The 13537-nt window shown below is 71.0% G+C and carries 14 protein-coding genes; 9 read left to right on the forward strand and 5 right to left on the reverse strand.

The window, feature by feature from the left end; genetic code table 11:
• Nucleotides 1-66: 66 nt before the first annotated feature.
• Nucleotides 67-1314 (forward strand): sensor histidine kinase, encoded by a 1248-nt coding sequence (locus tag EWH70_RS08260; protein WP_130474661.1) that lies wholly within the window; start codon nucleotides 67-69, stop codon nucleotides 1312-1314.
• A gap of 7 nt (nucleotides 1315-1321) precedes the next feature.
• Nucleotides 1322-1966: a response regulator transcription factor gene (locus EWH70_RS08265; protein ID WP_130474662.1), complete on the forward strand. Its 645-nt coding sequence runs from the start codon at nucleotides 1322-1324 to the stop codon at nucleotides 1964-1966.
• A 10-nt stretch (nucleotides 1967-1976) separates the two neighbouring features.
• Here the strand turns inward: EWH70_RS08265 and EWH70_RS08270 are convergent, their stop codons facing one another.
• From EWH70_RS08270 to EWH70_RS08280, 3 genes are read right to left on the reverse strand one after another with little or no spacing between them, the layout of a single operon-like run.
• Nucleotides 1977-2180, reverse strand: a complete 204-nt coding sequence (locus EWH70_RS08270; protein WP_130474663.1) for a hypothetical protein — start codon at nucleotides 2178-2180, stop codon at nucleotides 1977-1979.
• An 11-nt stretch (nucleotides 2181-2191) separates the two neighbouring features.
• Nucleotides 2192-3301, reverse strand: coding sequence for a fatty acid desaturase family protein (locus tag EWH70_RS08275; protein ID WP_130474664.1), 1110 nt, complete (start codon nucleotides 3299-3301; stop codon nucleotides 2192-2194).
• A 9-nt stretch (nucleotides 3302-3310) separates the two neighbouring features.
• Complete coding sequence (locus EWH70_RS08280; RefSeq protein WP_130474665.1) at nucleotides 3311-4381, reverse strand: ferredoxin reductase; 1071 nt, start codon at nucleotides 4379-4381, stop codon at nucleotides 3311-3313.
• A gap of 115 nt (nucleotides 4382-4496) precedes the next feature.
• Here EWH70_RS08280 and EWH70_RS08285 point away from each other — a divergent pair, with 115 nt between their 5' ends.
• From EWH70_RS08285 to EWH70_RS08300, 4 genes are all read left to right on the forward strand, one after another.
• A complete protein-coding gene (locus tag EWH70_RS08285; protein WP_130474666.1) occupies nucleotides 4497-5150 on the forward strand; it encodes a TetR family transcriptional regulator in 654 nt (217 codons plus the stop codon).
• A 167-nt stretch (nucleotides 5151-5317) separates the two neighbouring features.
• Nucleotides 5318-6415, forward strand: coding sequence for a Re/Si-specific NAD(P)(+) transhydrogenase subunit alpha (locus EWH70_RS08290; protein ID WP_240686868.1), 1098 nt, complete (start codon nucleotides 5318-5320; stop codon nucleotides 6413-6415).
• Nucleotides 6415-6717 (forward strand): NAD(P) transhydrogenase subunit alpha part 2, encoded by a 303-nt coding sequence (locus EWH70_RS08295; protein WP_130474668.1) that lies wholly within the window; start codon nucleotides 6415-6417, stop codon nucleotides 6715-6717. The genes EWH70_RS08290 and EWH70_RS08295 overlap by 1 nt, the downstream gene beginning before the upstream one ends.
• Nucleotides 6714-8099: an NAD(P)(+) transhydrogenase (Re/Si-specific) subunit beta gene (locus EWH70_RS08300; protein WP_130474669.1), complete on the forward strand. Its 1386-nt coding sequence runs from the start codon at nucleotides 6714-6716 to the stop codon at nucleotides 8097-8099. The genes EWH70_RS08295 and EWH70_RS08300 overlap by 4 nt, the downstream gene beginning before the upstream one ends.
• 3 nt (nucleotides 8100-8102) lie before the next feature.
• Here the strand turns inward: EWH70_RS08300 and EWH70_RS08305 are convergent, their stop codons facing one another.
• Nucleotides 8103-8519, reverse strand: a complete 417-nt coding sequence (locus tag EWH70_RS08305) for an Lsr2 dimerization domain-containing protein (protein WP_130474670.1) — start codon at nucleotides 8517-8519, stop codon at nucleotides 8103-8105.
• Nucleotides 8520-8646: 127 nt separating this feature from the next.
• Here EWH70_RS08305 and EWH70_RS08310 point away from each other — a divergent pair, with 127 nt between their 5' ends.
• Nucleotides 8647-10041, forward strand: a complete 1395-nt coding sequence (locus EWH70_RS08310) for a dihydrolipoyl dehydrogenase family protein (RefSeq protein WP_130474671.1) — start codon at nucleotides 8647-8649, stop codon at nucleotides 10039-10041.
• Nucleotides 10042-10747: 706 nt separating this feature from the next.
• On the opposite strand, the gene EWH70_RS08315 is transcribed toward EWH70_RS08310, so the two are convergent.
• On the reverse strand, nucleotides 10748-12157 hold the full coding sequence (locus tag EWH70_RS08315) for a hypothetical protein (RefSeq protein WP_130474672.1): 1410 nt from the start codon (nucleotides 12155-12157) through the stop codon (nucleotides 10748-10750).
• A 237-nt stretch (nucleotides 12158-12394) separates the two neighbouring features.
• Here EWH70_RS08315 and EWH70_RS08320 point away from each other — a divergent pair, with 237 nt between their 5' ends.
• Entirely contained in the window at nucleotides 12395-12898 is a 504-nt protein-coding gene (locus EWH70_RS08320; protein WP_130474673.1) for a DUF3145 domain-containing protein, read from the forward strand.
• A 12-nt stretch (nucleotides 12899-12910) separates the two neighbouring features.
• Nucleotides 12911-13504: a hypothetical protein gene (locus tag EWH70_RS08325; RefSeq protein WP_205669060.1), complete on the forward strand. Its 594-nt coding sequence runs from the start codon at nucleotides 12911-12913 to the stop codon at nucleotides 13502-13504.
• The last annotated feature ends 33 nt before the right edge of the window (nucleotides 13505-13537 follow it).

A 13537-nucleotide genomic window follows, 5' to 3' on the forward strand; every position in this document is an offset into this window, starting at 1 on the left:
GGTTCAACGGTAACCCGGGGGTTAACCGGGTAGGCGGCGTTGCGTGCCGGAGGGCAGGCTGTAGGGGTGAATCTCCGGGACCTGCTGGTGACGCCGCTCCGTGGGCGGTTGTGGCGCGAGCTGGCCTGGGTTCTCCTCGGCGTGCCGCTCACCCTGCTCACCCTGCTGCCGCTGCTGCTCGGCCTGCTGCTGGGCGTCGTGACGACACCGCTGCTGATCGGGCTGCTCCTGCTCGGCGGCTGCCTGCTGGCCGCCCGCACGCTCGGCGCGGCACACCGGCGGCTGGCCCGTGGGCTGCTCGGCGTGACCGTCCCCGCGCCGCGTCCGGCGGCACTGGAGCCCGGGCTGTGGCGGTGGATCCGCGGCCGACTCGGCGACGCCGTCGCCTGGCGCTGCCTGGCCTACCTGGTGCTGCGGCTGCCGCTGTCGCTGGCGATGCTGGCGATGACGACCGCACTGGTCCTCTACGGCGTGGCCGGGACGTTCTACACGCTGTGGCGGCTGATGTTCGGCGATCACCAGGTCATGCCGGTGTTCGACATCGGCACCCGGGGCTGGCCGGCCGCCGTCGCGGTGTCGTTGTTCGCCGCGTTGTTGCTGGTGGTCACCCCGGTGCTGGTGCATGTCCTCACCGGTGCCGACCGCCTGCTCGCCCGCGGCCTGCTCGGGCCGGTGACGCTGTCCGAGCGGGTCCGCGACCTGGAGGCGAGCCGGGCGGTCGCCGTCGACGACGCCACCGCCCGGCTGCGGCGCATCGAGCGGGACCTGCACGACGGAGCGCAGGCGCACCTGGTGGCGCTGACCATGAAGCTCGGCATCGCCGCCGACGAACTTGCCGGCGGCGAGCCGGACCCGGACCGGCTGCGCACGCTGGTCTCGGCAGCGCACGGCAACGCCACCCGCGCACTGGCCGAGCTACGCGACCTGGCCCGCGGAATTCACCCGCCCGCACTGGACGCGGGCCTCGACGTCGCCCTGCGCACCCTGACCGCGAGCGCGGCGCTGCCGGTCAGCACCGAGTTCGCGCTGGCCCGCAGGGCGCCGGTCGCGGTGGAGACCATCGCCTACTTCACCGCGGCCGAACTGCTCGCCAACGCCGGCAAGTACGGCGCGGGCCCGGTCGATCTCGCGGTGTCCACTGTGGAGGACCGGCTGCGGCTGGTGGTGACCGACCAGGGGCCGGGCGGTGCCGAGATCCGGCCCGGTGGTGGACTCGCGGGGCTGGTCGACCGCGTCGGCACCGTGGACGGCCACCTGGAGGTGGACAGCCCGGCGGGAGGCCCTACCGTGGTGACCGTCCACATTCCACTGTGAGGAACCCATGCGCCTGGTGATCGCCGAGGACAACGTCATCCTGCGGGAGGGGCTGACCGAGCTGCTCACGCTGCGCGGCCACGAGGTGGTGGCCGCCGTGTCCGACGCCCAGCGGCTGCTCGCCGCGGTCGCCGAGCACCGGCCCGACGTGTCCGTTGTGGACATCCGGATGCCGCCGACGCACACCGACGAGGGCCTGCGGGCGGCCATCGAGCTGCGCCGGGCCAACCCCGGCGAGCCGCTTCTGCTGTTCTCCCAGTACATCGAGACCAGCTACGCCAGCGACCTGCTCGCCGACCGCGCGGGCGGCGTCGGCTACCTGCTCAAGGACCGGGTGGCCGAGGTGTCGGACTTCCTCGACGCCCTGCGCCGCGTCGCCGCGGGGGAGACCGTCCTGGACCCGGAGGTGGTCACCCAGCTGATGGGCGTCACCCGCCGGACCGACGCGCTGGCCGCGCTGACGCCACGTGAGCGGGAGGTGCTCGGCCTGATGGCGCAGGGGCGGTCCAACGCGGCCATCGCCGAGACGCTGTTCCTGTCACCCGGTTCGGTGGAGAAGTACGTGACCAGCCTGTTCGGCAAGCTCGGGCTGGCGCCCGCCGAGAGCGACAACCGCCGTGTCCTGGCCGTCCTGCGTTACCTCGACACCTGATCCGGCCCGGTCACTGCCGCCGCTCGGGGTCGTCGTCGCGGGCGCGGGCGGCGGCCTCGCGCATCTCGAACACGTCGGTCATCCACTCGCCGGTCTCCCTGGCGACACCGCGGACGGCGGCCGTGATGATGCTGGCGATGTTGCCGATGTGCGTCGCCGCGGACTCGGTGAGGACCTGCACGGTGTCCTTGGTGCGCTCGTACTCCCCGACCATCGTCGGCCTCCTCAGGCAGCGGTTGCGTGCTCGCGTTCGAGCGTAGGGGACGTCGGCTTCGGCCGCGGCGGCAGCGCCAGCGACACGATCTTCTTCGCCACCGACCACAGCTGCTTGCGCAGCGGACCGGTGTTGTACGGCAGCCCGTACCGCTCGCAGATCTCCCGCACCTCCGGCGCGATCTTCGGGTAGCGGTAGGCCGGGATGTCGGGGAACAGGTGGTGCTCGATCTGGTGCGACAGGTTGCCCGAGAGAATGTGGAACAGCGGCCCGCCGCTGATGTTGGCCGAGCCGAGGATCTGCCGCAGGTACCACTGCCCGCGCGTCTCCCGCTCGGTCTCCTCCTCGGTGAAGCTCTCGACGTCGGCGGGGAAGTGGCCGCAGAAGATGATGGCGAACGCCCACAGGTTGCGGGTCAGGTTCGCGGTCGCGTTGCCCAGCAGCGTCAGCGGCGCGAGCGGGCCGGTGAGCAGCGGGAACAGCACGTAGTCCTTGCCGAACTGGCGCGCGGCCTTGCGTGCGATCCTGGCTCGGACCTCGCGGAACTCCGACCACTTGCGCTCGCCCTTGAGCAGCCGGTCGACCTCCAGGTCGTGCAGCATCACGCCCCACTGGAAGAAGATCGCCAGCAGCGTCGCGTACACCGGGTTGCCCAGGTAGTACGGGTGCCACTTCTGCTCGGCGTCCATCCGCAGGATGCCGTAACCGATGTCGCGATCCTTGTCGAGGATGTTGGTGTAGGTGTGGTGGATGTAGTTGTGCGAGTGCCGCCAGTTCTCCGCCGGCGCCACCGTGTCCCACTCGAACCGCTGCGAGCTCAGCGCCGGGTCACGCGTCCAGTCGTACTGGCCGTGCATGACGTTGTGCCCGATCTCCATGTTGTCCAGGATCTTCGACAGAGACAGAGCGACGGTGCCCGCCAGCCACGCCGGGGGGAAGAACCCGGCGAACATCAGCCCGCGTCCCAGCACCTCCAGCCCGCGCTGGGTCCGGATCACCTTGTGGATGTACTCGACGTCGGCCGTGCCGAGGTCGTCGACGATCCGCTGACGCAGTTCGTCCAGTTCGCGGCCGAACTCCTCGACCTGTTCCGGCGTCAGCCGGTCCTGCAAGCCGGTCATGAAACCCTCCTAAACTTCGATGGCGACGTCGCCGACGGGCGCGGACACGCACAGCTGGATCTCCTCGTCGTCCTGCGCCGACTCCGCGCCCGACCGCAGGTCACGCACGCGACCGGTGGACTTGCGGGCGGTGCAGGAGAAGCAGATCCCCATCCGGCAGCCGTACTCCGGCGTCAGCCCGGCGGCTTCCGCCTGCTCCAGCAGGGACGAGCCGGTGTTGCCTGCCTCCCTGCCGCTGCGGGTGAACCGCACCCGCCCGGTGGTGTCCCCGCTTCCGGCGGCGAAGCCCGCCGCCGGGGTGAACTGTTCGGTGTGCAGCTGTTCACCGAGGCCGTGGCGGTCGTACAGCTTCCGGACCGCCTCCAGCAGCGGCACCGGACCGCATACGTACGCCGGTGCCTCGCGGTACCAGGGGGCGACCTCGGAAAGATGTGCTGCGCGGAAGTGGCCACGCGGCCCGCTGCCTGAGTGGTCACGGGTGTGCACCACGACGACCCGGACACCGGGGCGTCCGGCCAGTTCGGCCAGCTCGTCGCGGTAGGGCTGGTCGGCGGGCCGCGCGGTGTAGTACAGCAGCGTGACCTCGCCGCCGTACCGCTCGTCGGCCAGCGTGCGCAGCATGGACAGCACCGGAGTGATCCCGCTGCCCCCGGCGATCAGCAGGATCCGCTCCGGCCGCTGCGGCGGCAACGTGAACTCGCCCTGCGGGCGGGAAAGCCCGAGCACCATGCCCGGGCGCGCGTGCTCGCGCAGGTACCGCGACACCAGCCCGTCGGGAACGGTGCTGATGTGCAGCTCCAGCTCGCCGGCCCGGTGCTGGGATCCGGACAGCGAGTAGCACCGCGAGTGCCGCACCGCGTCGATGTCCACGGTGACCCGCGTGTACTGGCCGCAGGTGAACCCCGGCCAGGCCTTGCTCGGCCGCACGGTCAGCGTCACCGACCTCGGCGTCTGGTGCCGCACGCCGGTGACGACGCCGCGGATCTCGCGCCGCACCAGCATCGGGTCCAGCAGTTCGAGGTAGCGGTCCACGCCGTGGGGCGTGAGCAACGCCTCCGCCAGCGCGGTCAGCCTGCCCATCCCGACCTCCTTGAGTGAACGCCTGTGCACTCAAGCATGCCCGAGGGTGCCCCGCATGTGTCAACTCGGGCGTAGTGTGAGCTGAGCGATAGGTGCACAGTCGTAGGCTGGAACGGTGACAGCGACGGAATCCGAGACGAACACCAGGCAGGAACGCAAGCGCCGCACCAGGCAGGCGCTGCTGGAGACGGCCCTGTCACTGCTGGACGAGCGCGGGTTCGCCGATCTCAGCCTGCGGGAAGTGACCCGGGGCGCGGGCATCGTGCCCACGGCGTTCTACCGGCACTTCGCCTCGATGGAGGAACTCGGGGTTGAGCTGGTCGAGCAGTCGATGCGCACACTGCGTGACATGCTCCGGTCGGCGCGAACAGGGGAAACGAGCTCCGGCGACATCATCCGCGACTCGGTGCACACACTGCACGTCCACGTCCGCCGTCACGAGGATCACTTCCGATTCCTGCTGCGGGAACGCTACGGTGGCGCCGGCCCGATACAGCGGGCCATCGCCGACGAGCTACGGCTGTTCGCCAGCGAACTCGCCGTCGACCTGGCCCGCTTCGACCAGCTGCGGGCCTGGAGCTCGGAGGACCTGCACATGATGGCGGGCCTGATCGTCACCGCGATGCTCGCCACGGTGGAGGACCTGCTCGACGTCCGTCCCCGCGGCGCCGGAACCGACCGGCGAATACTCCGAACGGCGGAAAAACGACTCCGCCTGATCTTGCTCGGCGTGGCCAACTGGCGCAGTGACCCGGAACACACAAGTTAGGGGCACACTGTCCGCCAGCGGGTGGTGCCGCAGGACACACCGGCCGTGGTAGACGTGACATTGATCGTGAAGCGGTCATCTGGACGTAGATGGATCAGGCGCCTGGGCACCGCCTGTCACCCCTCGTCGTCCGTGTGGCCCCAGCACCTCGACAGGGAGGTCGCCAGGTGGTTGACGTTCCACTCACCATAGGCGTGGTCAAGGAGTCGAGGCCCGGTGAACGCCGGGTCGCGATGGTGCCCAAGGCCGTGCCCAGACTCGCTCGCAACGGCATACGTGTCGTGGTCGAAGCCGGCGCCGGGTCCGGCGCGGCACTGTCCGACGAGGCCTACACCGAGGCGGGCGCCGAGATCGGTGACGCCTGGAAGGCGCCGCTCGTCCTCAAGGTCACCCCGCCGACGCGGGAGGAGATCGCCAAGCTCGACAAGGGAACCGTGCTCATCGGCTTCCTCAACCCGCTGTCCGATGTGGATGGTGTCAAGGCTCTGGCCGACGCCGGGGTGACCGGCCTGGCCGTCGAGTCCATTCCCCGCATCTCCCGCGCGCAGGCGATGGACGCGCTGTCCTCGCAGAGCAGCGTCGCCGGCTACCGCGCGGTCCTGCGCGCGGCCGACCGGCTGCCCCGCTTCTTCCCGATGCTCACCTCCGCGGCAGGCACCGTCCCGCCGGCCGAGGTGCTGGTGCTCGGCGCGGGCGTCGCCGGGCTGCAGGCACTGGCCACGGCTCGGCGGCTCGGTGCCCGCACCACCGGCTACGACGTGCGGCCCGAGGTGGCCGAGCAGGTCAAGTCGGTCGGCGCGCAGTGGCTCGACCTCGGGATCGAGGCGGTGGGCGAGGGCGGTTACGCGCGCGAGCTCACCGAGGAGGAACGGGCCGAACAGCAGCGCAGGCTCACCGAGGCCATCACGAAGTTCGACGTGGTGGTCACCACCGCGCTCGTCCCCGGCCGCAAGGCGCCGACGCTGGTCACCGCCGCGGCCGTCGAGGGCATGCCCGCGGGTGGCGTCATCGTCGACATGGCGGGCGAGTCCGGCGGCAACTGCGAGCTGACCGAGCCGGGCACCGACGTGGTGCGGCACGGGGTGACCATCACCTCGCCGCTGAACCTGCCCGCGGACATGCCCGCGCACGCCAGCGAGCTCTACGCGCGCAACCTGACCGAGCTGGTGGAGTTGCTGGTGGACGACGAGGGCAAGCTCCACCTGGACTTCTCCGACGAGATCATCGCCGGGGCGTGCGTCACCGGCCGCGGAGAGGAGTCCTGATGCTGCAGAACATCGCGATCCTGGTGCTGGCCGGCTTCGTCGGCTTCGCCGTCATCTCCAAGGTCCCCAACACGCTGCACACGCCGCTGATGTCGGGTACCAACGCCATCCACGGCATCGTCCTGCTCGGCGGCCTGATCGTGCTCGGCACGGGCGTCGAGGGCGTGTTCAACAAGATCCTGCTGGTCATCGCCATCGCCTTCGGCACGATCAACGTCGTCGGCGGATTCCTGGTCACCGACCGGATGCTGGCCATGTTCAAGGACAAGCGGGCCGACCGCGACAAGGGGGCCGACTCGTGACCAGTCTCATCGCAGTTCTCTACATCATCGCGTTCGCCCTGTTCATCTACGGCCTGATGGGCCTGACCGGCCCGCGTACCGCGGTGCGCGGCAACTGGATCGCCGCGGTCGGGATGGGCATCGCCGTGGTCGCCACCCTGCTCACGCCGGGAATGAGCGACTGGGTGCTGATCGCACTCGGCGTCGGCATCGGCACCGTGGTCGGCATCCCGTCGGCCCGCAAGGTGAAGATGACCGCGATGCCGCAGATGGTGGCGCTGTTCAACGGCGTCGGCGGCGGCGCGGTGGCGTTGATCGCCTGGGTCGAGTTCCGCACCACCGAGGGCTACGCCCACGAGCCGGTGTACGTGGCGATCGCCTCGCTGTTCGCGGCGCTGGTCGGCTCGGTGTCGTTCTGGGGTTCGCTGATCGCGTTCGGCAAGCTGCAGGAGATGATCACCGGGCGGCCGGTGACGCTGGGCAAGGTGCAGCAGCCGGTCAACCTGCTGCTGCTGGTCGGCTCGGTGGCCTGCGGTGTGGCGATCTCCTTCGGCGCGACCAGCGAGCTGCTGATCATCGGGCTGCTGGTGGCGTCGGCCGTGCTCGGCGTGATGGTGGTGCTGCCGATCGGCGGCGCCGACATGCCGGTGGTCATCTCGCTGCTCAACGCGCTGACCGGCCTGTCGGCAGCGGCCATGGGCCTCGCGCTGGACAACACCGCGCTCATCGTGGCCGGCATGATCGTCGGCGCGTCCGGTTCGATCCTGACCAACCTGATGGCCAAGGCGATGAACCGGTCGATCCCGGCCATCGTCGCCGGCGGGTTCGGCGGCGCGGCCGTCGCCGCCGGTGGCGGCAGTGGCGAGCAGCGCCCGGTGCGCAGCACCAGCGCGGCCGACACCGCGATCCAGATGGCCTACGCGAGCAGGGTCGTCGTCGTGCCCGGGTACGGCATGGCGGTGGCGCAGGCGCAGCACGCCGTCCGGGAGATGGCCGACCTGCTGGAGGGCAAGGGAATCACGGTCTCCTACGCCATCCACCCGGTCGCCGGCCGCATGCCGGGGCACATGAACGTGCTGCTGGCCGAGGCCGACGTCCCGTACGAGCGGCTCAAGGAGATGGACGAGATCAACTCCGAGTTCGCGCAGACCGACGTCGCACTGGTCATCGGAGCCAACGACGTGACCAACCCGGCGGCGGAGACCGATCCGTCCTCGCCGATCTACGGGATGCCGATCCTGAAGGTCAACGCCAGCCGGTCGGTCATCGTGTTGAAACGCTCGATGAGTTCCGGATTCGCCGGAATCGACAACGACCTGTTCTACGACCCGAAGACAAGCATGCTCTTCGGTGACGCGAAATCGTCGGTCGGGGACATCGTCGAGGAACTCAAGGCGCTTTAGCGGCTATTTCGCGGCGGAGAAGGTGACCGGCGGCGCTTTGCGCACCGGCGCCTTCTTCGCCGCGGTTTTCCGAGTGTTCTTCGTCTCGTTCTTCTTTACTGGCTCGCTCTTCTTCGCGGCCGCCTGACGCTTGGTTCCGGTGCTCTTCGCGGCCTTGGCGGGCTTCTTCTCGGCAGCAGCGGACTTGCGAGCCGTGGTCTTCTTCTTCGCCGGCAGCGCGATGATCCGGCGCTTGCGCTTGCGGCCACCCGTGCGCCTGCCCGCATTCGCGTGCCGCTCGAGAACCTCCCGCAGCGTCTCGGCATTCTCGCCGGACAGATCGATCTGGTACTCGATGCCCTCGAAAGCGAACAACACCGTTTCCTCGGCCGGCTCGCCGGTGATGTCGTCCAGCAATTGGACAGCGGTGTTCTTCGCCACGAGATGCTCCCAAGTGTTCGATCGCCCCCGGTATTCCGGTCGGCAGGCAGGATACCTGTCGTGATTGTGAATCCGCTGTGGGATCCCCGGACTTGCGCGGGGGGCCGCTGTGGTGTGCGCTGGGGTCATGCCAGAGGAGACCTTTGACGTCGTGGTCATCGGCGGTGGGCCGGTCGGTGAGAACGCCGCCGGACGTGCGGTGCGCGGCGGCTTGACGGCCGCGCTCGTCGAGCACGAGCGGTTCGGCGGGGAGTGCTCGTACTGGGCCTGCATGCCCAGCAAGGCGTTGCTGCGCCCCGGAATCGCGCTGGAGGCCGCGCGAAGGGTGCCCGGTGTGCCGGTGGACGGCGGACTCGATCCGGCCGCCGTGTTCGCCCGCAGGGACGCGTTCACGTCCCACTGGGACGACGCGGGCCAGGTGCGCTGGGCCGAGGGTGCGGGCATCGTGCCGGTGCGTGGCCGCGGCAGGCTCAGCGGCGAACGCGAGGTGACCCTGGACGACGGCAGGGTGCTGCGGGCCCGGCACGCGGTCGTGGTCTGCACGGGCAGCGTGCCGAAGCAGCCGCCGATTCCCGGCCTGTCCGAGGTGAACGCGTGGGGGTCGCGCGAGGCCACCGCGGCGAGCGAGGTTCCCGCCAGGCTCGCCGTGATCGGCGGCGGGGTGGTCGGCGTCGAGATGGCGCAGGCGTGGGCGCGGCTGGGGTCGCAGGTCGACCTGATCCTGTCCGGCGACCGGCCGCTGCCCCGGATGCCTGAGTTCGCCGGCGACCTGGTCGCCGAGGGCCTGCGTGCCGACGGCGTGCGGGTACACGCCAACGCCTCCGCCGAACGGGTGTCCGAACGCGACGGTGTGGTGCACGTCCAGCTGCCCGACGGCATCGAGGTGGTCGCCGACCAGCTGCTGGTCGCCACCGGCAGGCGGCCGGCCACCGACGACCTGGGCCTGGCGTCGGTCGGCCTGTCCGACGGCGACGCTCTGGAGGTGGACGACACCGGTCTGGTGTCCGGAGTGGACGGTGGCTGGCTGTACGCGGCCGGTGACGTCAACGGCCGGGCGATGCTGACCCACCAGGGCAAGTATCAGGCGCGGGCGGTCGGCGACGTGATCGCCGCGCGGGCCCGTGGCGGTGACGTCGACACCTCGGCTTGGAGCGCCCACGCCACCACGGCGGACCACGGCGCGGTGCCGCAGGTGGTGTTCACCGACCCGGAGGTTGCGTCGGTCGGCCTGACCGAGGCCGCCGAGGGCGCGCCGCACCGGGTGCTGGACCTCGACATCGCGGTTGCCGGATCGGCCCTGCAGGCCGACGACTACACCGGCAAGGCACGGATCGTCGTCGACACCGAGCGCGACGTGCTGGTCGGTGTGACGTTCGTCGGCCAGGACGTGGCGGAGCTGCTGCACTCGGCGACGATCGCCGTCGTCGGCGAGGTGCCGTTGAGCAGGCTCTGGCACGCGGTGCCGTCCTACCCCACGATCAGCGAGGTGTGGTTGCGTCTGCTGGAGGAGTACGGCCTCTGACGCTCCGGCAACGGCCCACAGCACGTGAAGACCACCTTCAGCACGTGAGACGTCGGGGCCCCGGCAGAGTCCAGGTGCGGGCAGGGCGAGGTGGCTGGTCTCGAGCGTGGAACTCGCGTGCCGGAACGTAGAACTCGCGTGCGTGAGCGCAGAACTCACGATGTGGACCGGGTTCTCACCTGGTGCCGGTCGCCCACGTGAAGGGGCCGTTCGCGCGAGTTGTCCGTTCCCGACCCGCGAGTCGACCGTTCCGGACCCGCGAGTTGCACGTTCCCCCTACCCAGTCCCACTGCTTGGCGTGCCGGGTCCAGATCGCGAGACCAGTCCTGTCCTCGCCTGGCCGAACGGGCCGCTCGCGCGGCCCTGCCGGGCCGGACCGCGAGTCTCGCCTTCCGGAACGCGAATGACGCGCTCCGGACCACCCGACGTTGCCGAGGCCCTCCCGCATCAGACGCCGTGAAGGCCCCCTTCACCGCGATGCCCTGTCCGGTCCCGCCGGGTAGCGGGCGGGAAGGTAGCACTCGCGTGCCGGACGGCAGAGTTCGCGTGCACGAGCGTGGAGTTCATACCGTGAGACATCCCGCTCGCCCTACGGACCCGCGAGTCCCACCTTCCCGCACGCGAGTCCCACCTTCGTGCACGCCAACTCCACGCTCCCGCACGCCGCCACCACCGCCGCCCGTCCCGCCGGGAGTGCTTCGAGCCGTCAGGGACCGGGGGTGGGCAGGCTCAGGGCGGCGCGGGCGATGCGGGTCAGGGCCGGGTCGGCCGGCGTCGAGGGGCCGTCCAGCCAGCAGGCCTGCACGGTCCGGATGGTGGTCTGGCTGGCCATGCTCTGGTAGCTCGCGCCGAGGAACGCCGGCGGCTGGCCCGGCCAGCGGCCGGTCTCGGTGGCCAGGTCGGCGATCCCGCCGTTGCCCGGCCCGTCGACCAGCTGCTTGAACGTGCCCGCCTGGGCGGCGACACCGAACTCCACCACGGCCATCGACACCGCGGCCCTGCGGCCGTCCAGCGTCGCCTCGTAGCTGGCGCGGCGCAGCGCCGTGCACGGCGTGCGCTCCAGCATCGCCTGCGTGTCGCCGAACGCGTGCGGGGCACACGTCGGCACCGTGCCGGCGGCCCGCTCCACGAACGACACCCCGTCCACCTGCGGCCCGGACGGTACGGGCGGCGGCGCGGCCTGCGCGGGCGGCTGCTCGCCGGAGTCGCCGGTCGCCGCCATCACGACGGCCGTCACCAGCAGGGCCAGCAGCAGCCCCATCGCCGCCATCGGCAGCCAGCGCACCGGTTGCCTCGGGGCCGCCGCGGGCCGGGGCGGCGGCGCGGGGGCCGGTGCGGGCGGCGGGACCGGAGTGACCTTCGACAGCGGCGGCAGCGTCGCCGAGGGGGCCGCTCGGCGGACCGCGCCGGTCGGCCTGCCCTTCGGGTGACGCATCGGCTGGGTGGGCGGCTCGGCTGGCACCGTCGGCGCGAGCGCGACCAGCGGGTCGGCCTCCTCGACGGGTTCCGGCGCCGGCTCGAAGCCCTCGCCTGCCAGTACCTCGTCGTCGAGCCGGGCGGTCTCCGGGGCGAGCGCCGCCAGCAGCGTGCGGGCCGTGGCCACCGAGCACGGCTCGGCCGCCGACGCCAGCGAGACGGTCGCGGCCAGCATGCTGGTCGGGGTCGGGTGCAGGACCCGCACCGGGCCGGCCAGGTCGGCGGGCGGCTGCTCGACGGTCTCCACGTACGGCCCGACGGCGATCACCGTCCCGACGGGAACGGGCAGCTCGCCAACGGAACGCAGGTGAGTGGCCACCGAGGCCGCCCTGGACAGCGCCTCGACGGCCGGATTGGACGCCTCGTCGGTGCCGACCAGCGGCCAGCCGTCGGCCTTCCACTGGTCGGCCAGCGGCGCCTCCAGCTTCATTGCCGGGTCCGGCAGGTCGACGCCGACCACGATCAGCAGAGCCTTGGGCAGCAGCACGACGGCGTCGACCGCGCGTGGGCAGCCCGGAGGCTGCACGCCGACCACGGCGACGCCGCCGATCACCGTGTTGCCCCGGCCGAGCGACGCCAGCGCGGCCCGGATGTCGTCGGCGACGCGGGACGGCTTCTGCGCGAGGCGGACCAGCCGCACCCTGAACCTCCCCCGAAAGTGTTCGATTCTTCGCGCATACCGTAGCCGCACGGTCCCGCGCACGGGAGGAACGGTCGTGATCCGAACGGCGCAGCGGCGGCGCCCACCCGGATGAGGGTGATACTTGTGTGGTTGATGTGGCCAAAGACGCGCATGAGGTGCACAATGTGGTACGCAGGCCAGCCGTTCGAGAGGTCGTAGGGGAAGACGCACCTCGTCGAGCAGCGGAGGTCAGCAGTGAGCACCCGTGGAAACACCCGTGGTGTGGTGTACGTCCACTCGTCGCCGTCTGCGGTATGTCCGCACGTCGAGTGGGCTATTTCAGGCACCCTGGGTGGCCGAGTGGATCTGAAGTGGACGGCGCAGGCCGCCGCTCCCGGGCAGCTGCGTGCCGAGTGTGGCTGGCGTGGTGACGCCGGCACCGGCGCGCGTCTCGTCGCCGCGCTCAAGGCGTGGCCGATGCTGCGGTTCGAGGTCACCGAGGAGCCCAGCCCCGGCGTGGACGGTGAGCGCTTCTGCTACGTGCCGGGCCTCGGGCTCTGGCACGGCCGGGCCAGCGCCAACGGCGACATCGTGGTGGGCGAGGACCAGCTCCGGTCCCTCGTCGCGCAGAGCCGGGCAGGCGAGCAGCTCGCGCACAAGCTCGATGAGCTGCTGGGCGCGAACTGGGACGAGGCGCTGGAACCGTTCCGGCACGCCGGTGACGGTGCCCCGGTGACCTGGCTGCACCAGGTGGGCTGACACTCTGTAGAGGTGCCTGGCAAGCCTGCTCCCAGCTACCGGCAGCGGTGGCTGCTGCCCGCCCTGATCGTGATCCTGTCGCTGACCGTCGGTGGCGGGCTGCTCGCCCGCGAGGTGTACCGGAAGCCGCAGCCCGAGGACACCGGCGAGGTGGCGGCGACCTCGGTCAGCACCCTGCCGCCGGAGCAGCAGCCGGGACCGCCGACGGTCCAGTTGACACCGGACGCCGCGGCGCACCCGGAGGACCAGCGGGTGCGGCAGCTGTTGCAGACGTACTTCGACGCGATCAACGGCCGCAGCTACGACCGCTGGAAGACGGTGGTGACCAGCGCGCGGATCCAGTCCCAGCCGAGGGACGAGTGGCTCGCCAACTACCGGACCACGCACGACGGCAGCATCCTCGTCTACCGGATCGAGGGCCTGCCACGGCAGCAGCTGCAGATCCTGGTGGCGTTCACCAGCGTGCAGGACCCGGCCGACGCCCCGCCCGAGCTGCCCGAACGGTGCATCCGCTGGCGGCTGGTGCTGCCTGCCGTCTGGGAGGGCAACGCCTGGAAGCTCGACATCGTGCCCGCCGGCACCAGCCCCGAGCACGTCAAGTGCTGAGACACGGAAAGGCCACCCTCACCGGCGTGATGA

The sequence above is a fragment of the Amycolatopsis suaedae genome (assembly GCF_004214935.1).
GTDB lineage: Bacteria > Actinomycetota > Actinomycetes > Mycobacteriales > Pseudonocardiaceae > Amycolatopsis > Amycolatopsis suaedae.

Coding starts and splice junctions, on each gene's coding strand:
- EWH70_RS08280 (WP_130474665.1), bottom strand. CDS start 4,381: ATGGGCAGGCTGACCGCGCTGGCGGAGGCGTTGCTCACGCCCCACGGC.
- EWH70_RS08310 (WP_130474671.1), top strand. CDS start 8,647: ATGCCAGAGGAGACCTTTGACGTCGTGGTCATCGGCGGTGGGCCGGTC.
- EWH70_RS08270 (WP_130474663.1), bottom strand. CDS start 2,180: ATGGTCGGGGAGTACGAGCGCACCAAGGACACCGTGCAGGTCCTCACC.
- EWH70_RS08295 (WP_130474668.1), top strand. CDS start 6,415: ATGCTGCAGAACATCGCGATCCTGGTGCTGGCCGGCTTCGTCGGCTTC.
- EWH70_RS08265 (WP_130474662.1), top strand. CDS start 1,322: ATGCGCCTGGTGATCGCCGAGGACAACGTCATCCTGCGGGAGGGGCTG.
- EWH70_RS08275 (WP_130474664.1), bottom strand. CDS start 3,301: ATGACCGGCTTGCAGGACCGGCTGACGCCGGAACAGGTCGAGGAGTTC.